Origin of the sequence: Streptomyces sp. TBY4, assembly GCF_024213195.1 — a bacterium.
GTDB lineage: Bacteria > Actinomycetota > Actinomycetes > Streptomycetales > Streptomycetaceae > Streptomyces.
The window spans coordinates 32,902-55,331 of sequence record NZ_JANAVF010000021.1; the positions used below are offsets into that span (position 1 = coordinate 32,902).

General features: G+C 73.2%; 21 protein-coding genes. 9 read left to right on the forward strand and 12 right to left on the reverse strand.

Features of this window, described 5'->3' with window-relative positions; all coding sequences use genetic code 11:
* Positions 1-52: 52 nt before the first annotated feature.
* A complete protein-coding gene (locus tag NLX94_RS33990; RefSeq protein WP_254387074.1) occupies positions 53-1,690 on the forward strand; it encodes a hypothetical protein in 1,638 nt (545 codons plus the stop codon).
* 24 nt (positions 1,691-1,714) lie between these two features.
* Here NLX94_RS33990 and NLX94_RS33995 read toward each other — a convergent pair whose 3' ends face one another.
* A complete protein-coding gene (locus tag NLX94_RS33995) occupies positions 1,715-3,217 on the reverse strand; it encodes a PLP-dependent aminotransferase family protein (RefSeq protein WP_254387076.1) in 1,503 nt (500 codons plus the stop codon).
* A 190-nt stretch (positions 3,218-3,407) separates the two neighbouring features.
* On the opposite strand from NLX94_RS33995, the gene NLX94_RS34000 reads away from it, so the two are divergent.
* The 3 genes from NLX94_RS34000 to NLX94_RS34010 all read left to right on the forward strand — a co-directional run bounded on the left by NLX94_RS34000 (position 3,408) and on the right by NLX94_RS34010 (position 6,321).
* On the forward strand, positions 3,408-4,178 hold the full coding sequence (locus tag NLX94_RS34000) for a glycerophosphodiester phosphodiesterase (RefSeq protein WP_254387078.1): 771 nt from the start codon (positions 3,408-3,410) through the stop codon (positions 4,176-4,178).
* Positions 4,179-4,243: 65 nt separating this feature from the next.
* Positions 4,244-5,626 (forward strand): MFS transporter, encoded by a 1,383-nt coding sequence (locus tag NLX94_RS34005; protein WP_254387080.1) that lies wholly within the window; start codon positions 4,244-4,246, stop codon positions 5,624-5,626.
* A gap of 320 nt (positions 5,627-5,946) precedes the next feature.
* Complete coding sequence (locus NLX94_RS34010) at positions 5,947-6,321, forward strand: RNA polymerase-binding protein RbpA (protein WP_007262928.1); 375 nt, start codon at positions 5,947-5,949, stop codon at positions 6,319-6,321.
* Positions 6,322-6,450: 129 nt separating this feature from the next.
* Here NLX94_RS34010 and fxsA read toward each other — a convergent pair whose 3' ends face one another.
* From fxsA to NLX94_RS34030, 4 genes are all read right to left on the reverse strand, one after another.
* Complete coding sequence (gene fxsA / locus NLX94_RS34015; RefSeq protein ID WP_254387081.1) at positions 6,451-7,044, reverse strand: FxsA family membrane protein; 594 nt, start codon at positions 7,042-7,044, stop codon at positions 6,451-6,453.
* 91 nt (positions 7,045-7,135) lie between these two features.
* A complete protein-coding gene (locus NLX94_RS34020; RefSeq protein ID WP_254387082.1) occupies positions 7,136-7,918 on the reverse strand; it encodes a polyprenol monophosphomannose synthase in 783 nt (260 codons plus the stop codon).
* Between the two features lie 337 nt (positions 7,919-8,255).
* Positions 8,256-9,905: an amidohydrolase gene (locus NLX94_RS34025; RefSeq protein WP_254387084.1), complete on the reverse strand. Its 1,650-nt coding sequence runs from the start codon at positions 9,903-9,905 to the stop codon at positions 8,256-8,258.
* Positions 9,906-9,955: 50 nt separating this feature from the next.
* Entirely contained in the window at positions 9,956-10,396 is a 441-nt protein-coding gene (locus NLX94_RS34030; protein ID WP_030240692.1) for an Lrp/AsnC family transcriptional regulator, read from the reverse strand.
* 219 nt (positions 10,397-10,615) lie between these two features.
* On the opposite strand from NLX94_RS34030, the gene NLX94_RS34035 reads away from it, so the two are divergent.
* Complete coding sequence (locus tag NLX94_RS34035; protein WP_254387086.1) at positions 10,616-11,059, forward strand: hypothetical protein; 444 nt, start codon at positions 10,616-10,618, stop codon at positions 11,057-11,059.
* Between the two features lie 17 nt (positions 11,060-11,076).
* On the opposite strand, the gene NLX94_RS34040 is transcribed toward NLX94_RS34035, so the two are convergent.
* The 4 genes from NLX94_RS34040 to NLX94_RS34055 all read right to left on the reverse strand — a co-directional run bounded on the left by NLX94_RS34040 (position 11,077) and on the right by NLX94_RS34055 (position 16,286).
* Positions 11,077-12,180: a phosphotransferase family protein gene (locus NLX94_RS34040; protein WP_254387088.1), complete on the reverse strand. Its 1,104-nt coding sequence runs from the start codon at positions 12,178-12,180 to the stop codon at positions 11,077-11,079.
* A gap of 51 nt (positions 12,181-12,231) precedes the next feature.
* Complete coding sequence (locus NLX94_RS34045; RefSeq protein ID WP_254387090.1) at positions 12,232-13,365, reverse strand: hypothetical protein; 1,134 nt, start codon at positions 13,363-13,365, stop codon at positions 12,232-12,234.
* Positions 13,366-14,265: 900 nt separating this feature from the next.
* Positions 14,266-15,435, reverse strand: coding sequence for an acyl-CoA dehydrogenase family protein (locus NLX94_RS34050; RefSeq protein ID WP_254387091.1), 1,170 nt, complete (start codon positions 15,433-15,435; stop codon positions 14,266-14,268).
* A gap of 158 nt (positions 15,436-15,593) precedes the next feature.
* A complete protein-coding gene (locus tag NLX94_RS34055) occupies positions 15,594-16,286 on the reverse strand; it encodes a TetR/AcrR family transcriptional regulator (RefSeq protein ID WP_374684058.1) in 693 nt (230 codons plus the stop codon).
* Between the two features lie 266 nt (positions 16,287-16,552).
* Between NLX94_RS34055 and NLX94_RS34060 the strand changes: the two genes are divergently transcribed.
* The 3 genes from NLX94_RS34060 to NLX94_RS34070 are packed head-to-tail and all read left to right on the forward strand — an operon-like array spanning position 16,553 to position 19,031.
* Positions 16,553-17,101 (forward strand): DUF6230 family protein, encoded by a 549-nt coding sequence (locus NLX94_RS34060; RefSeq protein ID WP_254387212.1) that lies wholly within the window; start codon positions 16,553-16,555, stop codon positions 17,099-17,101.
* Positions 17,092-18,090: a DUF6114 domain-containing protein gene (locus NLX94_RS34065; RefSeq protein ID WP_308402611.1), complete on the forward strand. Its 999-nt coding sequence runs from the start codon at positions 17,092-17,094 to the stop codon at positions 18,088-18,090. The genes NLX94_RS34060 and NLX94_RS34065 overlap by 10 nt, the downstream gene beginning before the upstream one ends.
* Entirely contained in the window at positions 18,087-19,031 is a 945-nt protein-coding gene (locus tag NLX94_RS34070; RefSeq protein ID WP_254387094.1) for a hypothetical protein, read from the forward strand. The genes NLX94_RS34065 and NLX94_RS34070 overlap by 4 nt, the downstream gene beginning before the upstream one ends.
* Here the strand turns inward: NLX94_RS34070 and NLX94_RS34075 are convergent.
* From NLX94_RS34075 to NLX94_RS34085, 3 genes are all read right to left on the reverse strand, one after another.
* Complete coding sequence (locus NLX94_RS34075; RefSeq protein ID WP_254387096.1) at positions 19,006-19,164, reverse strand: SCO1431 family membrane protein; 159 nt, start codon at positions 19,162-19,164, stop codon at positions 19,006-19,008. The genes NLX94_RS34070 and NLX94_RS34075 overlap by 26 nt on opposite strands.
* A 117-nt stretch (positions 19,165-19,281) precedes the next feature.
* On the reverse strand, positions 19,282-19,707 hold the full coding sequence (locus tag NLX94_RS34080) for an SPW repeat protein (RefSeq protein ID WP_254387097.1): 426 nt from the start codon (positions 19,705-19,707) through the stop codon (positions 19,282-19,284).
* Between the two features lie 95 nt (positions 19,708-19,802).
* Positions 19,803-21,197 carry a peptidase C39 family protein gene (locus tag NLX94_RS34085; protein WP_254387098.1) on the reverse strand — a complete coding sequence of 465 codons (1,395 nt, stop codon included), beginning with the start codon at positions 21,195-21,197 and terminating at the stop codon, positions 19,803-19,805.
* A 458-nt stretch (positions 21,198-21,655) separates the two neighbouring features.
* On the opposite strand from NLX94_RS34085, the gene NLX94_RS34090 reads away from it, so the two are divergent.
* The gene (locus tag NLX94_RS34090) at positions 21,656-22,291 is read left to right on the forward strand and encodes a hypothetical protein (RefSeq protein WP_254387100.1); all 636 of its coding nucleotides are present in this window, start codon (positions 21,656-21,658) and stop codon (positions 22,289-22,291) included.
* Positions 22,292-22,430 lie beyond the last annotated feature (139 nt).

The window sequence follows — 22,430 nt, forward strand, 5'->3', positions numbered from 1 at the left end:
GCCCGGCCCCGGAACCCACCCGAAGCAGCATCCACAACTCCAGGAGACGCCCGTGGCCCGGCGCCCACTTCCCCGCATCCTCAAGCGCGGCAGCACGTCGCTGACCCGGGGCCGCGACTTCGCTCGCACGGCCGCCGACAGCGCCACGGACGTCCTCCATCCGCTCCTCACCATCGGACGCGGCCTGCGCGTCCTGGCCTCGGCCGGACGCCGCAAATGGTGCGACACCCCCAAGGACAAGCGTGGTCCCGCGCTGTTCCTCGGTGCCGCATGCGTCCTCGTGGTCGCGCTCGTCCCCTACGGCCCCCTCACCGCCCTGATCACCCTCATGGCGGCGGCGGCCTGGCAGGGACGCGACCGCACCCCGGTGAAGACCGGGCCCAGCGATGCCGAGACCGAACGGCTCCGCTCCCTCTACGAAGCCCTCGTGCCGTACTTCTCCATCGCGGAGGACCCGAGCCCCCTCTTCGCCCACGGCGGGGAGTGGGACAAGGCCTTCAGCGGCTACGAGTTCGACGAGGCGGGCCGCGTCACCCGGCTCCACATCCGCTACCCGGCCTACTTCACCGATGGCGAGGCCGCGTCACGGGCCCGGATCGAGGCGCTGCTGCACGCCAAGTCCGGGCGCGGACGGGAGTATCTCTTCGACTGGGACGAGGAGGGCAACCAGCTCGACCTGAGCGTGCTGGCGGCGCTGCCCACAGGCATCGCCGCCCAGCCCTTCGTCACCTCCCCCGGTGAGACCGTGCTCGGCTTCACCGACCCCGGCAGCGTGCAGCGCACCCTGCCCGTCCTGGACGGCGACCAGCCCCGGGACATGCCGCCGGTCATCTGGCGCACCGGCTCCCGCTCCGCCGAACCCCATCTGCTGGCCGTCGGCCAGCCCGGCAGCGGTACGTCCACGCTGCTGCGCTCCATCGCCCTGCAGGCCCTGCGGCACGGGGGCGACGTCCTGATCGTGGAGGGCGGCGGCACCGGCGAGTACTCCTGCCTCTCCGGCCGCACCGGCGTCCTCGCCGTGGAGTGCGGGCCGACCGGGGCGCTGGCCACCCTCGAATGGGCCGCCCGCGAGACCGAGCGGCGCCTGATCGCCACCCACCGGGCCCGCGAAGCCGGCCGGCCCGCGCCGGAGGACACCCGGCGTCCGCTGTGGATCCTGCTCGACCGGCCCAGCGTGCTGGCCCACCTGGCCGCCGCCGAGGGCGCCCCCGACCCGATCGCGCAGCTCCAGGTGCCGCTGCGGCACGGGCGCGCCGCGCACGTCACCGTGGTGGTGGCCGAGCAGTTCGACCACCTGGAGCTGCTGAACGACTCCGTCTGGCAGCACACGAGGGCCCGCGCGGTGCTCGGAGCCGCCACGATCCAGCAGATCGCCGATGTGCTGGGGCTGCCCCCGCACACCACGCCGACGGCCGCACTGCCCCCGGGACGCGGGTACGCCCGGCTCGGCGCCGGTCCCGTGCACCGGCTCCAGGTGCCGGCCACGCCGGACCCGTACGACGAGGCCACCCACCCGGGACACCGGCAGGCCGTACTGGACCTGCTGCCCGAGCGGCAGGCGCCGCCCAAGCCCGTCCCCGACCACGTCACGCTGGGCAAGCCGCTGCACATCGTGCAGCCGCCCGCCCAGGCGCAGGGCCCGGCGATCGACGCCTCGGAGATCCCCGAGGTCCCGGCGGACGCCCCGTAGGGCCCGTACCGGACCCATCCCGTCCTACGCGACGAAGGTGCGCGGCGGCTCCGCCCCGCCGCCGCCCGCTCCGGTGGCCACCAGCCTGGCCGCGGCCGCCAGCCGGGCCGCCGCTTCCTCGGCCACCGGTCCGCCGACGGTGAAGGGGAGCCGGACGTATCCCTCGAAGGCCCCGTCCACACCGAACCGGGGCCCGGAGGGTACGCGTACACCCACCCGCTCCCCCACTTCGGCGAGCCGGGAGCCGGACAGCCCGCCCGCGCGGGCCCAGAGGGTCAGGCCGCCGAGCGGGACCCGGAACTCCCAGTCGGGCAGCTCCCGGCGGACCGCCGCCACCAGCGCGTCCCGGTTCTCCCGGGCCTGCCCGCGGCGGATCTCCACGGCCTGCGCCCAGCCTCCGGTGCGCATCAGCCAGTCCACCGCGAGCTGCTCCAGCACGGGGGTGCCGAGGTCGGCGTAGGCACGGGCGGCCACCAGGCTGCGGATGACGTCGGGGGCCGCGCGGACCCAGCCGATGCGCATGCCGGCCCAGAAGGCCTTGCTGGCGGAGCCGACGGTGATGACGGTGGACCCGGCCGGGTCGAAGGAGCAGACGGGGCGGGGCATCTCCATCGCCGGGTCGAGCTGGAGCTCGACCATGGTCTCGTCGGCGACGAGCACGGTGCCGGCCGAGCGGGCCGCCTCCACCATCGCCCGGCGCTGCTCGTCGGAGGCCAGGGCCCCGGTCGGATTGTGGAAGTCGGCGACCACGTAGGCGAGGCGGGGGGCGGAGTCGCGCAGCACCTGACGCCAGACGTCCATGTCCCAGCCGGTCAGCCCCTCCCCCATGGCCACGGGCACGAGGCGGACTCCGGCGGCGCGCATGAGCTGGAGGATGTTGGCGTAGGACGGGGATTCGACGGCGATCCGCTCGCCGCGGCCCGCGAAGAGGCTACAGATGGCGTCGATGGCTCCCATCGCGCCCGTGGTGACCATGATCTGCTCGGGCATGGTCGGGATGCCGCGCTCGGTGTAGCGGTCGGCGAGCATCCGGCGCAGCGCGGGCAGGCCGGCCGGATAGTCCCCGTGGGTGTGGGCGTACGGCGGGAGTTCTTCCAGAGCGCCCTGGACGGCCTTGGTGAGCCAGGGCTCGGGGGCCGGAAGGGCGGCGCAGCCGAGGTCGATCATCGAGCCGAGGGACTCGGGGGGCAGCGGTTCCAGGCCGCGGGCCGGCATGGGATTGCCGGCCGGGACCGAGGTCCAGCTGCCCGCGCCCCGGCGGGATTCCAGGAACCCTTCGCCGCGCAGGGCCTCGTAGGCGGCGGCGACCGTGGTGCGGCTGACCGAGAGGGACAGGGCCAGCTCCCGCTCGGCGGGGAGCCGGGCGGCGACGGGGATGCGCCCCTCCAGGACGAGCAGGCGGATGCCGTCGGCGAGCGTGCGGTACGCGGGCAGCTTGCGGCCGCCGGGCTCGGCAGCCGGGCCCCGCTGGGAGGAGATGAGCCGGCCGAGCTGTGCGGCACCGACGGCCGAGGTCCACTGCGCCATGTTCTCCGGTCCACCTTCGTCGAATTGGCTTCCACCCGACCGCGAGGGGCCGGTATTGGATTGGGTTCTACGGGTCCAGAGTGCCACGGAGCGTTCCACGCGCAGAAGGGAGCCCCGGTCCCGCGGGCCGTTCACCGGGCGGCCACCGGCCGGCTCCCGCCCCGGGGGGAACAGGGGGCATACTGCCGCGGTGACGCACGCACTCCTCCCCCACCCCTATCTCGACCACCCCGGTCCGATCCCCTTCGCGCACCGCGGCGGGGCCGCGGACGGGCTGGAGAACACCGCGGCCGCCTTCCGGCGGGCCGCCGCCGCGGGCTACCGGTACTTCGAGACCGATGTGCACGCCAGCGCCGACGGGAAGCTGGTCGCCTTCCACGACGCCACCCTGGACCGGGTCACCGACGGGCAGGGCCGCATCCGGGAGCTGCCGTGGAGCCGGATCCGGGAGTTCCGGGCGGGCGGGAGCGAGCCCCTCGCGCTCTTCGAGGACCTTCTGGAGGAGTTCCCCGACGCCCGATGGAACGTGGACATCAAGGACGAGTCCGCCGTGCATCCGCTGGTCGGCCTGATCGCGCGGGCCCGGGTCTGGGACCGGGTGTGCGTGGGCTCCTTCTCCGAGCGGCGGGTCGCCCGGGCCCAGAAGATCGCCGGCCCCCGGCTGGCGACCTCGTACGGGGTGGCGGGGGTGGTCGGGCTGCGGCTGCGGTCGTACGCGATCCCGGCCGCGCTGCGCGCGGGCGCGGTGGCGGCGCAGGTTCCGGAGACCCAGGGGGGCATCCGCGTGGTGGACCGCAGGTTCGTGCGGACGGCCCACGAGCGGGGGCTCCAGGTGCACGTGTGGACCGTGAACGAACCGGAACGCATGGAGGCTCTCCTGGACCTGGGAGTCGATGGCATCATGACCGACCGGATCGACATCTTGCGCACGGTGCTGGACCGGCGCGGGGCCTGGGCCTGACCGGTCCGTTCGGCTTCGCGCCAGGTGGTGGTGGCGGCGGTACGGGGACCAGCGAGGGGGCACCAATGAGTGCGCAGACGACGGAAGACGCGGAACCGGGGGCCGAGGACGGCAGAGCCGCCGCCGCGGCGACGGCCGCGCGCAAGCGCGAGCAGCGCGGCTGGTACTTCTACGACTTCGCGGTGTCCGTGTACTCGGCGAGCGTGCTCACCGTGTTCCTCGGGCCGTACCTCACCTCCATCGCCAAGGCGGCGGCGGACGCCGAGGGCTTCGTGCATCCGCTGGGCATCCCGGTGCGGGCCGGTTCCTTCTTCGCCTACACCGTGTCCGCCTCGGTGATCCTGGCCGTGCTGCTCATGCCGCTGGCGGGGGCGGTCGCCGACCGGACCGGCCGCAAGAAGCCGCTGCTGGCCGTGGCCGCGTACACCGGCGCCGCGGCGACGGCGGGCATGTTCTTCCTGGCCGGCGAGCGCTACCTGCTGGGCGGGCTGCTCCTGATCGTCGCGAACGCCTCGCTGTCGGTCTCGATGGTGCTGTACAACGCCTATCTGCCCCAGATCTCCACGCCGGACGAGCGGGACACGGTCTCCTCGCGCGGCTGGGCCTTCGGGTACACCTCGGGCTCGCTGATGCTCGTGATGAACCTGGCGCTGTACCTGGGCCACGACTCCTTCGGCCTGACCGAGGGCATGGCGATCCGGATCTGCCTGGCCTCCGCGGGCCTGTGGTGGGGGGCCTTCGCGCTGATCCCGCTGCGCCGGCTGCGCGACCGCAAGGTGGTCCGGGAGCCGGGTGCGGCCCCGGCCGTCAGCGGGTGGAAGCAGCTCATCGCCACCCTGAAGGACATGCGCCGCTATCCGCTGACGCTGTCCTTCCTGCTGGCGTACCTGATCTACAACGACGGCGTGCAGACGGTGATCTCCCAGGCCTCGATCTACGGGTCGGAGGAGCTGAAGCTGGAGCAGTCCACCCTCATCGGGGCGATCCTGCTCGTCCAGGTCCTGGCGGTGGCGGGTGCGCTGGGGATGGGCCGGCTGGCCGTGCGGTACGGAGCCAAGAGGACGATTCTCGGATCTCTGGCCGCCTGGGGGGTGACGCTGGGCGCCGGATACTTCCTGCCGGCCCGGACCCCGGTGTGGTTCTTCGCACTCGCCGCGATGATCGGACTGGTGCTGGGCGGCAGCCAGGCGCTGTCGCGCTCGCTGTTCTCGCACCTGGTTCCGGCGGGCAAGGAGGCCGAGTACTTCTCGGCGTACGAGATGAGCGACCGGGGGCTGAGCTGGGTGGGACCGCTGGTTTTCGGGCTCACGTACCAGGTCACGGGCAGCTACCGGGACGCGATCATCTCGTTGGTGGTCTTCTTCGCACTGGGTTTCGTGCTGCTCGCCCGAGTGCCGGTGCGGCGCGCGGTGGAGGCGGCGGGCAATCCTGTACCCGAGCGGATCTGACCGGGGATCCGGTGGACCCGAGGGTTCCGACGGCTCGCGGCCGCGCGAATTCGGAACGAATTTCGACGTTCAAGCTAAGGGCCGGTAGTGTACGCCTTTGGCCTGCCAGGCGGACCGTTACTGCGTGCTGATGAAGTGAAGACGTTGGGTGACATCTGCTGCCAGATGTGACAAAACGGGCACTGGTGGGTACAACAAGGGGCGGTACGACGGGCGACGCATGACCCGGAGCGGGAATCTATACCGCCGACCGGACGTTGACCGGATGACGACGACAGCGACACCTGTCCTGTGGGCGACAAGCCCGGGAGGCACGATTCATGAGTGAGCGAGCTCTCCGCGGTACGCGGCTCGTGGTTACCAGCTACGAGACGGACCGCGGCATCGATCTGGCCCCGCGCCAGGCGGTGGAGTACGCATGCCAGAACGGACATCGATTTGAGATGCCGTTCTCGGTTGAGGCAGAAATTCCGCCGGAGTGGGAGTGCAAGGCGTGTGGCGCCATGGCACTCCTGGTGGACGGGGATGGGCCCGAAGAGAAGAAGGGCAAGCCTGCGCGAACGCACTGGGACATGCTCATGGAGCGGCGCACCCGCGAGGAGCTGGAGGAAGTGCTGGCCGAGAGGCTCGCGGTCCTTCGTTCCGGCGCCATGAACATTGCCGTGCATCCGCGGGACAGCCGCAAGTCCGCCTGACAGCCGGACGCCACACAGCGGCGAGCAGCACCGTAAAACAGCACGAAGCGGGGGGCCCCCCCCCCCCCGGGGGGGGTGGCGCCCCTCGGCTTTGCGCTGTGCTCGGGGAGTCAGTCAGGAGCCGGTGGCTCAGGGGGCCAGCGGCGGGCGGTAGCCGTTGTCGGGGCGCTGCGGGGCGTCCTCGCGGATGACCTCGCCGGTGATGACCTCGCCCGGGACGACCTTGCCGTCGGGGTAGTGGATCCGGGCCTGCTGGAAGGCGTCCCCGAAGGAACCGGCCGGTGCGGAGGCCATCTTCCGCTCGAGGGAGCGGGCCGCCCGGCGGCCGGCCCAGGCGCGGACCGGCGGGACCAGGAGCAGCAGACCGGCCGCGTCGGAGATCAGGCCCGGCATCATCAGGAGCAGGCCGGCCAGCATGGTCAGCCCGTTGCCCGTGCCCGGCTTGCCGGGCTGCGGCGCAGTCGGCTGACGACCCTCCTGGGCCTGCTGGAAGGTGTCCGTCAGGTTCTTGAAGGCGCGCCGTCCGGCCCGCTTGATGACCACCGCACCCAGCACCAGGCCGCCCGCGAGCAGCAGGGCGACGCCCCCGCCGCCGACCAGTCCGGCGACCTGGCCGAGCAGCCAGATCTCCAGGATCAGCCAGGCCGCGATGGCCAGGGGGAGGTACGTACGGGCGGGCGAACGCCGCCGGGGGGCCGTAGAGGTCGGAACTCCGGTCGTCATACCCCCAGTGTGCCTGGGCCGGGGTAAAGACGTCCTCAGCCGGAGGTACTGGACATCCCCTAGGGGCTGCGTCCCCCCGGCCCGGCGCGCGCTACTTGTTCCGGGGCTTGCCCGTCAGCTTGTCCGAGAGCTTGCCGGCGTGCTCCTTGAGACCCCACTGGGTGACCCTCCAGAGGGCCTCCACCACGATGTCCTTGCTCATCTTGCTGTCGCCGAACTCGCGCTCGACGAAGGTGATGGGCACCTCGACCACGCGGAAGCCCTTCTGCACCGCGCGGCGGGCCAGGTCGACCTGGAAGCAGTAGCCGGCGGAGGCCACGTCGGCCAGGCCGAGCCCTTCGAGGGTCTCGCGGCGGAAGGCCCGGTAGCCGCCGGTCACGTCGCGGATCGGGACGCCCAGCATCAGCCGGGAGTAGGTGGACCCGCCCCGGGACAGGAACTCGCGGCTCTTGGGCCAGTTGACGACCCGGCCGCCCGGCACCCAGCGGGAGCCCAGCACCAGGTCGGCGCCCTCCAGGGCGGTGAGCAGCCTGGGCAGCTCTTCGGGCTGGTGGGAGCCGTCCGCGTCCATCTCGATGATGACGCCGTAGCCGTTCTCCAGGCCCCACCCGAAGCCGGCCAGGTAGGCGGCCCCGAGGCCTTCCTTGCCCTTGCGGTGCAGCACGTGGACCTGGTCGTCCGCGGCCGCCAGCTCGTCGGCGAGCTTTCCGGTGCCGTCCGGGCTGTTGTCGTCGGCAACCAGGACGTGGGCCCCGGGTACAGCCGCGCGGACGCGGCCGACGATCAGCCCGATGTTCTCCGCCTCGTTGTAGGTCGGAATGATCACCAAGGCCGTGCCGAGCGGTCCGTAGCTTCGCTGTCCGCCGTCGCTCACTGATTCCCCTTTTGCGTTCTCGTACATCCTGTACGTCGTGTCGCAGAGGATGATTTTAGAACAGCGATCGGGGCCCGCGGTCCTTCGGGCCGGACCGGCTCCCGCTGGCTGCGGGCCGCCTGACCGTTGTCTACTGGACCGCAGGGCCCCGATCTGAGGCCACCGGCCCCCAAGTCTCTTGCGGAGCAGGGGGGACACCCTCGCGGCGAAACCTTCCCTCGCCCCCGAGGCGCGGGCGCGGCTGAGCGAACGGCTCCGTCCGCTACGGACGTCCGGTGGTGGACCCGGCCGAACCTATCCGGGTCCGGCCGCCCTCACCGAACCACGGCCACCCGGATCACCCCTGTGGCCGTACGAATACCTCCCGGCCGCCGACCACGGTGGCCAGGCAGACCGGCAGCTCCCCGCCGGGGGTCAGATCGGGCAGCCCCGGGGTGCCGGAGCGGGGGTCCGTGGACCAGCGGGCGACCCGGTCGTCGGGGGCCTGGACCACCAGTTCGGCCGTGTCCCAGACCGCGTAGTCGGCCGGGGCGCCCGGGACGAGGATGCCCGCGTCGTCGCGGCCCAGGGCCCGCCAGCCGCCGCGGGTGTGGGCCGCGAAGGCCGCCCGCACGGAGATGCGGTGGGCGGGGGTGTGGTGGAAGGCGGCCGCGCGGACGGTGCCCCAGGGGTCGAGCGGGGTGACCGGGGCGTCGGAGCCGAAGGCCAGCGGGACCCCGGCCTTGAGCAGGGCCGCGTAGGGGTTGAGGGTGCGGGCTCGCTCGATGCCGAGCCGGTCGGCGTACATGCCCTCCTCCCCTCCCCACAGCGCGTCGAAGGCCGGCTGCACGGAGGCCGTGAGGCCGAGCTCCGCGAAGGCGGCGATGGTGACCGGGGTCATCATCTCGGCGTGCTCGACGCGGTGCCGGGCGGCGCGGACGCGGTCCAGGCCGACCTTCTCGGCGGCGGCCCGGACCCCGGCGACCACGGCGGTGATCGCGGCGTCCCCGATGGCGTGGAAGCCCGCCTGGAGGCCCGCCTCGGTGCAGGCGGCGACGTGTTCGGCCACGGCCTTCGCGTCGAGGTAGTCGGTGCCGGTGTGGTCCGCGTCGGCGTACGGGGCGTGCAGGCAGGCGGTGTGCGAGCCGAGGGCTCCGTCGATGAAGAGGTCGCCGGCCGCGCCGACGGCGCCGAGTTCCCGGACCCGGTCGAGGTCCCGGTCGGCCCAGTAGCCGAAGACCCGCGGGCCGGGGTGGGTCCGTGCCAGCTCCAGGAGGGCGGTGAAGTCCTCCGGGGAGGAGATCTCCGGGCCGCCGCACTCGTGGACGGAGCCGATCCCGAGGGAGGCGGCCCGGTCGAGGGCGGCTCGCTGGGCCTCGGCGCGCTGGGCCGGGGTGAGGGCGCCGAGCGCGGCGCGGCGTACGGCGTGGTGGGCGTCGCGGGTCAGCGGCTCGTCGGCCGCCCCGGCCGCCTCGGGGACCAGCCGCAGGAGGGCCGTGGTCACCACGGCGGAGTGGGCGTCGATGCGGCTGAGGTAGAGCGGGCGGCCGCCGGTGGCCTCGTCCAGCTCCTGCCTGCGCGGGGCGCGGCGTTCGGGCCAGCGGGCGGCGTCCCAGCCGTGGCCGAGGAGCACCCGGTCGGCGGAACGGGCCTCCGCGTACGCGCGTACGCGCTGGAGGGCTTCGGCGAGGGAGGCGGCCGTGGACAGGTCCAGGCCGGTCAGGGCGAGGCCCGCGGAGGTGGTGTGCACGTGGGCGTCGGTGAAGGCGGGGGTGACGAGCGCCCCGCCGAGGTCGACGACCTCGTCCACGCCCTGCGCGAAGGCGTCGGCAGCGCCCTCGGAGCCGACCCAGGCGATGTGGCCGCGCTCCACGACCATCGCGGTGGCGAAGGGATCGGCGGGGCTGTGGACCTCCCCGCCGCGGAGGAGGACCGTGCGGGGGCCTCCGGCGGTGGGGGTGTGGGCTCCGGCGGCGGTGGCGGAGTCGGCGGCGGTGCGGTCTGTCATGCCGACAGTCTGGCTTGTGCGTTGCGTGCCGCCGACCGCGGCCCCTGGAATCACACCCGGGGCGGGCGGGCCTCGTACGGGGTGGAGAGGACCACCGTCGTGCGGGTGGAGACGTGGGCCAGGGCGCGCAGCCGGCCGAGGAGGTCCTCCAGCTCCAGCGGGGTGGCCACGCGGACCTTGAGGATGTAGTTCTCGTCGCCCGCGACGCTGTGGCAGGCCTCGATCTCGGGCACCCCGGCGAGGCGCTCCGCGATGTCGTCCGGTGCGCTGGGGTCGAAGGGCTTCACCGAGATGAAGGCCGTCAGGGGCAGGCCCACGGCCTCGGGGTCGACGACCGCCGCGTAGCCGCGGATGACCCCGCGCTGTTCCAGGCGGCGTACTCGCTGATGGACCGCCGACGTGGACAGTCCGGTGGCCTTGCCCAGGTCCGTGTAGCTCATCCGCCCGTCGCGTACCAGCAGATCCACGATCTGGCGGTCCAGCTCCTCCATTGCGCTCATAGGCGCACAACCTACGTCCATGAACGGCTTCAGGCACAGCGGTGTCCACGGATTGAGGTGGCACCTGCGGCGGGCATGTGACCAAGGCCACAGGCGTATGCGGGCGTACGGCGGCCGGATGTGGTTACTCGTGCCGCGCGACGGGAAGTGCTTGGGGTGGCCGTGGCCGAAGAACCTGCCCGCCCGGCCCACCCAAGGGGGAGTACATCCATGCTGAACACCAAGCGCGCCGGTCGTACCGAACCGGAGCCCCTGGAAATCGTCGAGAGCGGTTACGCCGACGACGACGACTACCTCGAATACGCCGAGGGCTTCGAGATCCACCACGCGACCTGCCCCGACTGCGGCCAGTCGATCGCCCTCGTGGCGGACGAGGAGTTCCTGCCGGAGCACGCCCTCTGCCTGACCCCGTGGAACCCCTTCGGGCTCACGGTGTGCGCGGGCACCGGGCGGCCCGCCTCCGACGCGCTGCCGACCCTCGGCTTCGGCGACGAGGCCGCGGAGCTGGAGGCCGTCGTCCACCTGGCGCTGCCGCAGGGGCTGGACTGGCGGACGCAGCCGTTCTCGCACGTCGGCGGCCCCGGCTCGCGTCCCGTGCGGATGCCGGCGCCCGCGATGCTGCCGCAGAAGCGCCAGCACGCGCAGGCCGCCTGAGCCCGGACCCGGGACGCCTACCAGTACGTTCCCTGCACCATGGCGGTGAGACTGGCATGGTGCAGGATCAGGCTGTCGGGATCCGCCGGGATCTCGACCTCGCCGAAGTGCGCCTGGCGGTAGGCGATGCGCAGCATCAGGATCCCGTGCCGCAGGGCGGCGTAGAGCGTGTAGAACTCCATGTCCCGCGGCGTGTGCCCGGTGAGTTCGGCGTACCGGCGTTCGATGTCCTCGCGGCGCAGGAAGTCCGGCAGGCCCGGCTGGCCGAAACTGATGGTCAGGTCCTGGAAGAACCGGTGCAGGTAGACGGTCCAGCCGAGATCGACCTCGCGCGGGGCGCAGGCCGCCATCTCCCAGTCGAGGACGGCCACCGGTGCGAAGCCGTCGGGCTCGTAGACGACGTTGCCGATGCGCGCGTCGCCCCAGTTCAGCACGGCCGGACCGCCCTCGTCGGCGGGCCACAGCTCTTCGAGCCGGGCGAACGACCGCTCCAGCAGGGGCGATCGGGACTTCCCCGCAACCACCCAGTCGTAGTAGGTCCGTTGGGCCTCTACGTGGCGGCGCAGCGGGCTCCCCTCGCCCTCCGGGAGGAGGAACAGCGCCTCCTCCGGCGGGAACTGGTCGTGCAGCCGGGCCAGCAGCGCGACGCTCGACTCCTGGAGCGCGGAGCGCTGCGCGTCGGTCGCGGCGTGCAGCCAGTTCCCCTCGTAGGTGTAGGGCATCACATCGGGCGGTACGCGACCTTCGGCGCGGGCCATCACGAAGAACGGGGCCCCGAGCGGGCCGGGGTCCTCTTCCAGCCACTGCACGCGCGGGACCGGCAGGTCGGTGTGGGCGGCGACCAGGCTCATGACCCGGTGCTGGCGGGGCATGTCGTACGTCGGGAAGACGGTGTAGGCGGCCGGGTCGGCGGCGAGGCGCAGGGCGCAGGCGCGGAGGGGGGCGTCGGGGTGCTCTATGTCGAAGAGCAGGGTCTCGCTGGACATCCCGTTGGAACCGGGGACGGAGATGTTGGTGACCTTCGCGCCGGGAAGCTCGGTGTCGAGCCAGGCGGCGAGGCGGCGGCCCAGCTCCTCGGGTTCGCGGGTGGAGGTACGGGGGCGCGGTGCCGGTCCTGCCATGGGAAACCCCTTCTCTGGCTTGGTTGTTGAGGTCGAGGTTGCGGCCGGGGGTTACGGGGCCACCGAGCTGTAGTCGGCGAAGCCGCTGGGGTCGTGGCGGCCGAAGCTGCCGTGCTCGAAGATGCCGTAGCCGGTGCGGCCCTCGAGGGTGAAGCGGGCCGAGTGGTCGGTGACCCCGAAGGCGGCCATCGGATGGGCCGCGGGGTCGGAGAGGTCGTAGGTGCGGCGGTCGGTCCAGCCGCGGCCCTGCCAGGTGCCGTGCTGCCAGTCGGAGGCGGGCGGGTAGCCGGCCCCGACGGCGAGCGGGGAGGAGTTCAGGATCTCCACGCCGAGTTCCAGCGGTTTGCGGCCGGCCGGATCGGTGAGGTGGACGACGGCGCTCTCGGGGTGCCGGGTGCCCGGGCGGTAGCGGATGTCCGTGTGCGGCCAGCCGAGCTGCACGTCGTGGCGGCCACTGGCCTCGGGGAAGACCTGCACGGCCTCGCTGAGGGCCCGGTGGCCGTCGGCGTCCTCCTGGGCGATGACCATCAGGAAGCGGTCCTCGAACCGGACCGGGATCCAGAGCCAGTGGAACCCCTCGGGGCGGTGCTCCTCGGCGGCCCGGCCGCCCTCCTCGCCCGGGATCGGGCGCACGCCCCAGCTCCGGTCGCGGGTGCCGGTCCAGTCGGCGCCGAGGGTGAACTCCTCGCCCTTGGCGCGGATGGTGCCGGTGACACCGCCCGCCTGGACGAAGCGGCGCCCCTCGAGCATGAGGCGGTCGCCGCGGCGCTGGGTGTGGTGCGGCTCCCACACGGCGGGGAACTCCGCGGTCCAGGTGATCTCGTACGAGAGCCCGTCGGGGTCCTCGGGATCGGCGGCGCAGGAGAGGGTGAGCTGCTGGAGGGGTTCGTCGACGGTGATCCGGAGCGGGCCGACGGAGAGGTTCATGCGGTCGTCGGTGAGGGCGTCGGAGGCCCGGACCGCGAGGAGTTCGTCGCCGACGCGGAGGGTGGCGTAGGCGTCGATGACGCCGGCGTTGGGGTAGACCCCGAGGCCGAGGATCAGGACGGCGCGGCCCGCGTGGTCGAAGACGTGGAAGATGCAGCGGTCGTAGGCGTTGCGGTCGCCGGTGACGAGGTGCTTCATCGACAACGGGGCCTGGTGGACGGGGTATTCGTCGAGCGGTACGGGCCGGTCGGCGGGCATGGCGAACCTCCGTGGACGGGTGCGGGGGGTGACACCTGGGCGGAGATGACGGTACGTCAGATGACGGGGCGGGGGCCAGGGTTGTGGCACGAACTGGCGGGGAGACACGTCGTGCGGGGGCCCGGTTGGGGCGGGCCGTTGGCGGGGGGCTGGGCACCCGGTGCTGCGGGAGGCGGGCGCGCGCTTCCGGCCCGGGGAGTGCCCTGCGGGGCTTCCCCTACCCGCCCTTCCCCCGTTCCCCGGGGCTCCGCCCCGGACCCCTCGCCCGTGCGGGCCCACCGCCGGGACCCCTCACCGGGGTCCACACCCGACACCTCGGCCAGGTGGGCCGCCGCCGGGGCCGTTCCCCGGGCTCCACGCCCGGCACCTCGGCCGGGTGGGCCGCCGCCGGGGTCGTTCCCCGGGCCCCGCACCTGATCCCTCGCCTGTGCGGGCCCGCCGCCGGGATCCCTCACCGGGGTCCACACCCGACACCTCGGCCTGGGCCGCCGCCGGGGCTGTTCCCCGGGCCCCGCGCTCGGTGGGCGTCCGGGGGCACGGGTGGCGGCGTGGTCGGGTTCGGGGGTCGGTTTCGGGGGGTGCGGGGCCGTGGCTCGGGGGTGGGGTGGGGAGAGGTCGAACGGATGGGCGGGGTTACCCGTGGGTCGGGTGGCGCGTTGGCCCGGTATGACCGCGATGGAGACTTCCGCGCCGAGGGTGGGGCGCCGGCGGCGGGTGGCTGCCGAAGGGTTCGAAGAATCGGTTCAGCGGGTGGCCGACCCGCCTATTTATCGTGCGCTGCTCACGCGGTGGGAGGAGGACGGACGGACCGTGCCGGGGCAGCGGGATCCGGAGTGGTACCGGATCGCGTCGTCCCCGATCTGGCCGACCGGCCCCCTCTTCGGCGGGTGACCGCGAGCGTCAGCGGGACTCCGGGCCCGCCAGGTGGCGGGCGATCACCATGCGCTGGATCTGGTTCGTGCCCTCCACGATCTGGAGGACCTTCGCCTCGCGCATCAGCCGCTCGACCGGGAAGTCCGCCGTGTAGCCGTAGCCGCCCAGGACCTGGACCGCGTCCGTCGTGACGGCCATCGCCGCGTCGGTGCAGAAGAGCTTGGCCATCGCCGCCTGGCGGGAGAAGGGCTTGCCCGCGTCCCGCAGCCGCGCCGCCGCGAGGTAGAGGGACCGGCCGGCCTCGATCTTCGTGGCCATGTCGGCCAGCATGAACCGCAGGCCCTGGAAGTCCGCGATCGGGTGTCCGAACTGCTTGCGGTCCAGGGCGTAGGCCAGGGCCTCGTCCAGGGCGGCCTGGGCCACGCCGATCGCGCAGGCGGCGATGCCGAGGCGGCCCGCGTCCAGGGCGGCCAGGGCGATGGTGAAGCCCTGGCCCTCCTCACCGATGCGGCGCGTGTCGGGAACCCGTACGCCGTCGAAGTGCAGCTGGGCGGTGGGCGAGCCCTTCATGCCCATCTTCTTCTCGGGGACCGCCGCCGTGAGGCCTTCCGCGTCGCCGGGGACCAGGAAGGCCGTGATGCCCTTCGGGCCGTTCACGCCGGTACGGGCCAGCACCGTGTAGAAGTCGGCGACGCCGCCGTGGGTGATCCAGGCCTTGGTGCCGCTGATCAGCCAGTCCTCGCCGTCCCGGACCGCCTTGGTGGTCAGGGAGGCCGCGTCCGAGCCCGAGGCCGGCTCGGAGAGGCAGTACGCGCCGAGCAGTCCGCCGCCGAGCATGGCGGGCAGGTGGGCGCCCTGCTGCTCCTTGGTTCCGTAGCCGGCCAGGCCGTGGCAGGCCAGCGAGTGCACGCTGACACCGAGCCCGACGGTGAGACGGGCCGCGGCCAGCTCCTCCAGCACCTGGAGGTACACCTCGTACGGCTGCTCGCCGCCGCCGTACTCGCCGGCGTACGGGAGCCCGAGCAGTCCGGCCTCGGAGAGCAGCGTGAAGACCTCGCGGGGGAAGCGGCCGGCGTCCTCCTCCTCGGCGGCCCGGGGGCGGATCTCCCGCTGCGCGATCTCGCGCACGAGCGCGAGCAGGTCTCGGGACTCCTCGGTGGGCAGCGATCGGTCCACCTGCGGCGCGCGGTCGGTCATGGCGGCGCTCTCCTCACTCGTCAAGCACGGGGCGGCGCGTGAGGGTGGTACGCGTCGCCGGGTCTCGGGGCTCACAACCGATGGTGCCCTCCCGGATCGCGGGAAGGTCCTGTTCAAGGGGCTGCGGCGGTTGAGTATGCCCGATCAGGGGCTTCCCGTCACGGGTGCGAGATCGCCCCCGGGGGAAGATCGTCCTCCGGGAGCGGCGGGGCCGGACACTCGGGGACGAACTCCTCGATCACCGTCAGGGTCGCGCGCAGCGTGCGCACCAGCAGGGCGCCGACCTCGGCCCGGCCGGGGCGATCGCGTTTCCCAGGAGCACCAGGAGTCCCGGGAGCCCCATGAGCCCCGGGCTCACGGCCCTCCGGAACCTGCGCCGGGACCTGCGCCGGAACCTGCGCCGGCGCCTCCGCCGGGCCGATCCAGTCGAGGGTGCTGCCCTCGACCCCCGCCAGCCAGCCGATCAGTGCCAGCCGGGCGATCGGCGGGATCTCACGGCGGCCGTACGCGCCTTCCGCGATGGTCGCGATCATTTCCTCGCGGACGGCGTCGCGGATGGCGAGCACCTCGGAGTCCGAGCCGACGCCGCCGGTGACGATGGTGCGGTAGGCGGCCTGGTGGTGCTCGGCGTAGTGCAGGTAGCCGTCGATGGTGGTGCGCACCCGCTGCGCGTTGGGCAGCTCGCTCTCGCCCGCGGCGCGGGCCACGAGCTCGGCCACCGAGTCCTCGACGATGGCCAGGTAGTAGCCGCGTTTGCTCTTGAAGTAGTAGTAGATGAGCCCCTTGGCCACGCCCGCGTGCTTGGCGATGTCGTCCATGGAGAGCGCGTCGTACGAGGTGTCGGCGAACAACTTCCGCCCGATGGCTATCAGTTCGGCCCGCCGAACCTGCGAACGTCCGGTCGTTCCCCGCTGTTGACTATTATTCAAATTCAGCCCTAGCCTCGAACTGCCACAGGATGCCCGAAGTATGGCAGACCCCTGGGCGCCCCCCTTCGCACTTCCCCTGCGCACCTGACGACGTACGGGAGGAACACATCATGGGCAACAGCAGAACGAGCAGGACGGTCAACGCGCCCGAGGGCCGGGCCAATTGGAAGAAGACGGCCGCCGTCGCGATGCCCGCGGTCGTCGCGGTCGGAGCGATGGCGATGGTCATGGCGCAGGGCGCGCTCGCCGCCTCCTTCGCCGTCTCGGGGACCAGCTTCCAGGTCTCCTCGTCCAAACTGAGCAGCAAGGGCCTGTCCTCCTACGTGCACACGGACCGCTCCGTCGACGGCAAGGGGCATCCCGTCGCCCTGCTCGGCATCGGCGAGGCCACGCTCACCGACATCTGCCAGGCCGCCGAGGTGGACACCCCGGTGGGCAAGGTGGTCTTCAAGCTGACCGCCGGCGGCCCGGCCGGCCAGGTCACCGCCAGCAATCTGATCATCGACGGCGAGGACCTGGCCGGCGACGCCGTCTTCGGGACGGCCCAGATCGGCCGCGACGCCTCCACCCTCGACCAGGTCGGCGGGATCAAGGGCGAGGCCGGCAAGTTCGGCCTCCAGGCCGGGGACATCGAGGTCGTGGACGTGAAGTCGAACGCCTGGTCGGCGACCGGCGGCAACTTCCGCCTCAAGGGCCTGAAGCTGAACGTCAGCCTGGACGGCAAGAAGTGCTTCTAGGCCTGCGCGGGCCCGCCGGCCCGGGCGGCGGGCGGGTTCCGGGCAGCGAACGGCTCCCGGGCAGCGGGTGGCTGGAGCGCCGGCTCCCGCTGCCCGGCCCCCGGCGAAGGTTCCGCGCCTGGCGCCGCACCCGCCCGTTCTGGGGCGGGCTGCTGGTGATCCTGGGCGGGACCGAACTGCTGCTGGTCCCGCTCTCCCCGCTCACCGTGCTGGTCAGCCTGGGCCTCGGCGGGATCGCGGCCATCGGGATCGGACTGGCCCTGATCGCCGCCGGCCTGTTCCTGTGGCTGCTGCCGCAGGCCCGGGCCTACGTCTCGATCCACGCCCTCCTGCTCTCGGTGGTGTCCTTCGTGGCGACCAACCTCGGGGGCTTCCTGGTCGGCATGCTGCTCGGCATCGCGGGCAGCGCGCTGGCCTTCGGCTGGACCCCGCTGCCCGATCCGGAGGCGGGCGAGGAGGGCCCGTACGTCCCGAGCCTGGACGGCAGCGGGCCGCGCACGCTGGCCGCCGCGCTGCCGGTGGTGCTGCTCGCCTCGCTGGTGGCGGGCACCGGGGAGGCGAGGGCCGCCCCGGCCGGTCCGCCCCTGGCCGCGCGCACTCCCCCGACCGTGACCACCTCGCTCTTCGCCCCGCAGGGGTTCGCCTTCGCGGGGGTCACCCACGTGCCCACGGTGGACGGCCCGCTGAAGGTGCTGGTGCTGCGGATGCGGGCCGCCACCCTCACCGACTACCGGCTGCGCACCCGCGACGGCGACGAGGAGTACGGGCTCGCCGCGCGCAGGCTCGACCTGAGCGGCGACGTGACCCTCTACCTGACGAAGTTCAGCGGGTGCATCGAGGGACTGCTGTGCGTCACCTTCAGCCCGGACGGCCTGCCCGCCCCGCCGGTCATCCCGCCGTTCGTCTTCATGACCCGGGTGAGCGCGGAGCAGGCGCTCGTCACCTCCGACGTGATCAAGACCGACGAGCTGCGGCTGGTGGCCTCGTGATCCCCGTCCAGGCCGCGCCGCTGTGGGCGTACGGCATCGGCGCGACCTTCGCGGTGGCCGCCGGGCGCCAGCTCCAGTGGTGGGAGCGGTCGGTACGGGGCGAGGGGGTCCGTACGAGGAGCCGCGCGGCCAACCCGTACCTGGCGCTCACCCTGCTCTACGCGGCGCTGCTGCCCGCACCGGCCGGGGCGTACCTGCTGTGGCAGAACCCGGCCTGGTCGACGATGCACGCGGCCCGCGACCACGACGGGGTGTGGGCGGGCTTCGCCCTCTTCTACGGGGCCTCGGTGGTGGCCGGCGCGCTGCTCGGGTTCCTGGCGGCGCGGCTGTTCGTGCTGGTCGGGGCCGGGTACTGGGGGTACCTGCAGGCGGTGGCCGGGTACTTCCTGCTGTTCTTCACCCTGATCCACGGGTGGGACGGCACGGGGTACGAGCGGCTGCTGAGCACCGATCGGCAGGCACTCGACGACTGGCCGGCGCAGGGCGTGGTCAACGGCGCCCTCGGCTTCGCGACCTCGGGCACCTTCCTGGCCGTGCTGATCTTCGGGACGGCCGTCATCGGCACCATGCTGCTGGCGGAGATCGGCTGGCTGGTGGAGGGCTGGCGGCTGCCGGGCGCGGCGGCGGACCTCAAGGTGCCGCGGGTGATCGCGGTGGCGATCGCCGGAGCGGGGGTCTACGCCCTGCCGTTCGCGGGGGCGGTGAGCGCGAGCGTGCTCGTGCGGCTGCTGGGCTGGTGGGCGGGGCTCGGGGCGTTCGCCCTGCTGGCCGGGGTGGTGCTGCTGCCGGCGCGGTCGCCCGTGCGGGCGCTGTACGGGCTGGTGGGCATTCCGGACGGGCACTGGCGGGTGGAACCGGAGGCGGAGGCGGGTCCGAGGGCGGCTCCCGGTCCGGAAGCCGAACCGGAGCCGGAGGTCAGAAGAACCAGCCGACCTGGGTGACGAACATGGCCACGACCACGACCAGGGTCCAGCCGAGGACGTGCTCCAGCCACGCGGGCGACCCGTCCTCGGGGCCGCCGGTGCGGACCAGGCTGCGGACACGGGAGGCGGGGGCGGCGCTGTGTGCGGTCATGCCCTCCAATGTGACAGCGGGGGCGGCCCTCGCGGTAGAGACGATGGTCACTGGTGGCATGTCTCACGCCCCCGGCCGCGTGCTGCGGACCGGGGGCGCGAGGGGCGGATGCCGGGATCAGGTGGTGCGGTCCCGGCCCGCCATGCCCGCCATCGCCAGGGCGAGGCACAGGGCGATGCCGCCGGCGAGGATGTTGCTCCACATCGTGCGGGTGGTGCTGACGTCGCCGGAGATGACGAAGGGCGCGACGATCGTCCAGGCGGCGAGACCGACCGCCGTCCAGGCCATGGCGTGGGTGCGTTCGTAGGCCGAGCCGAGTCCGCTCATGCACAGGCAGTACGCCAGGCCCGCGATCAGGTTGTTGACCGCCAGCGAGCTGAGCCCGCTGAAACCGGCGATCCACGGGGAGGCGGCGATGTACAGGCCGGTGATCAGGGCCAGTGCCTCGACGGCCTGGGCACGGGGGGTGCTGGTGACCCGCTCGAACCGCGAGCGCATCTCAGCGAGGTCGGGGTGGTGTTCGATTCTCGGTTGGGTGGTCATGGCGGGCTGCCTCCTCTTGAGAAGCTCCTACTAGCCCTTTTGCCCTTTATATTCCACTTACACCCCTTTCTGGTCAACGGGAATCCTGAGGGATCTCACAACACCCCGACCGCCCGCAGCGCCAGGACCTGGGCCGGGTTCGGCCGGATCGGACCGTAGAGGTAGCAGACGCCTCCGGTGCCGGAGACGACCTTGCCGGCCGCGCCCAGGCGCTTGGTCCTGAGCCAGTTGTTCTCGAACTGCCGGCGCTGGTAGACGCGCCGCACGGCGGCGTTGTCCGCCGAGTTCGGGTCGTTGGCGATCACGTCGCCGGACGCGGTGAAGCCGATGACGGTCATCAGGTGGCCCGCCGTTCCGTAGCCCGCGCCCGTCAGCTCCTCGGCCGTGAAGGACTGGGAGGTGATGACGGGGACTCCGGCCCGGACCAGGGTCTCCAGGTCGGCGAGGGAGCCGAGGCGGGTGACGACTCCCGCCATCTGCCGGTAGGTGGCGGCGTAGGCGGCGTTGAAGGGCCAGTTGCCGCAGCCCTTGTACGCGGAGTCGTAGGTGGACCGGGCGGCGTGGCAGACCTGCGGGTCCGCGTAGCCCTTGTTGACCCAGGCCACCGAAGTGGCGCTCGCCCGGCGGCCCCAGAACTCGATGATCATCTGCGAGGAGGTGGGACTGCACCAGGCCTCGCCGCCGTTGTCGTACTCGGGGTACTGGCCGGCGTGCGTCTCCTGCGAGTACCTCGGCACCTTCAGCTCGTGCGCCCCGCCGGCCGGGGTGGAGGCCGGGACCGTGAACCGGTCCGGGACGTCCGAGGCCATCGCTCCGGCCAGCCACACCGTGGGGCCGCGGCTCGCACCGGGCTTGCGGTACAGGGTCAGGCGCAGCCGCCAGTCCTTGATCCGCAGCCCGCCGGCCTTCGCGGGGGCGTCCACGGCCAGGGTGTCGGTCCAGACGGTGGACCTGCCGTCGGTCTGGCCGTCCACCGAGGTGCGGCGGATGTCGCCGTCCCCGGCGGCCCAGCGGCCCATCACGTACCAGGGGGAGGCGGTGCCGTCGGTGTAGGTGCCGCGGAGTTCCGCCTGGATCCAGGTGCCGGCCGGGGTGCGGGCGTTCCAGGAGGCGATGGCCTCGGTGGCGGGCACGGTGGAGGTGTGGACCGGGGAGGTCCAGGTGGCGTACTCCCAGGTGCTCTTCTTCCCGGTGTGCGGGTCGGCGTACTCCGTGCGGCCCGTCGGGGTCTTGATCTCCAGGCCGGGGCGGGCGCCGGCGATGGCGGTCGTGCCCTGGTGGAGGCCGGCGGTCCAGTGGGCGTACGAGTACCAGAAGCGGTTGTCCACCGTCTTGCGGGTGGCTGCGGCGGCGGCCGGGGTGGCCTGCCCCGGGGCCCCGGTGGGCGGCTTCGACTCGGCCGCGGAGGCGCGGCCGCCGGGGACGGTGGCGGCGGTGGCTGCCGCCAGGGCTACCGCCAGTAGGGCGCGGCGGGGTGTGGGTGCGGTCATCGGCGTGGCCCCCAGGGGTCGGTGCGGCGGGTCGGCTCCCGCCCACCCTTCCAGTTCCCGCGTGCGGGGCCGTGAAGCCGGGGGGTCGTGTCGGGGTGACGGGGCCCGGCCCCCTCTCCCCCGTCCCCGGGGGGCGGGCCCTGCGGGGCGAGGTCCCCTACCCACCCTTCCACCGTTCCCCGGGCTCCGCCCGGACCCGTAGCCGCGTGCGGCGCCGTTCCCGGGGGGCCAGCCCCCGGACCCCCGCTCCTCAAACGCCGGAGGGGCTGCATGGTGCCCGGCCGGGGCTGGATTACCCGCAGGGCAATTTCAGCCCCGCCGGCGTTTGAGGCGCGGGGTCTGGGGCGGAGCCCCAGGGGGTCCGGGCGGAGCCCGGGGAACGGGCGAAGGGCGGGTAGGGGAACTCCGCCCCGCAGGGCCGGGCCGGCGGGCGGGGGCGGAGGTCATACGGTGGGGGCGTGGAACATCAGCCGCCGCTTCAGCCCCTCGCGCGCGAGATCATCGCGCTGCCCCCTTCCCTCGGCCCCGTCCGCCTCGTCGGGATCGACGGGCACGCCGGGTCCGGGAAGAGCACCTTCGCGGGGGTGCTCGCCGAGGCCCTGGGCGGGGCGCCCGTGCTGCATCTGGATGATGTGGCCAGCCACGAGGAGCTGTTCGAGTGGGTCGGGCGGCTGCGCGCGCAGGTGCTGGAGCCGCTCGCCGCCGGGCGGGCCGCGCACTGGGCCCCGTACGACTGGGTCGAGCGGCGGTTCGGTCCGGAGCGGGTGCTGGAGCCCGGTCCGGTGCTGCTCGTCGAGGGGGTCGGCGCCGGGCGCCGGGCCCTGCGCCCGTACCTGGCGCGGCTGCTGTGGATGGAGACCCCGCGTGCGAAGTCCTGGGGGCGCGGGCGCGACCGGGACGGGCGCGAACTGTCCGACTTCTGGGACGGATGGGAGCGCGCGGAGCTCGCGCACTTCTCGGATGATCCTTCGCGCCCCTTCGCGGACATGCTGGTGCGGCAGAGCGGTACGGGATACGAGTGGACTTCCGGGGCCGCTGGGGCGGCGGGAACCGGCGCCGACGTGACGGAGCGTGACGTCGCCCCCCAGGGGTGAAGGGCGGCGGGAAGACCCTCGCCGCGGGCGTCTCCCGGCCGCTTGACCCGGGGGGCGGGACGGCCGTACGTTCTGAAGAAGCGGCCCTCACCGGCTGCCGCGGACGCGAAGCCCCCGATTGTTCCCCCGTGATCGGGGG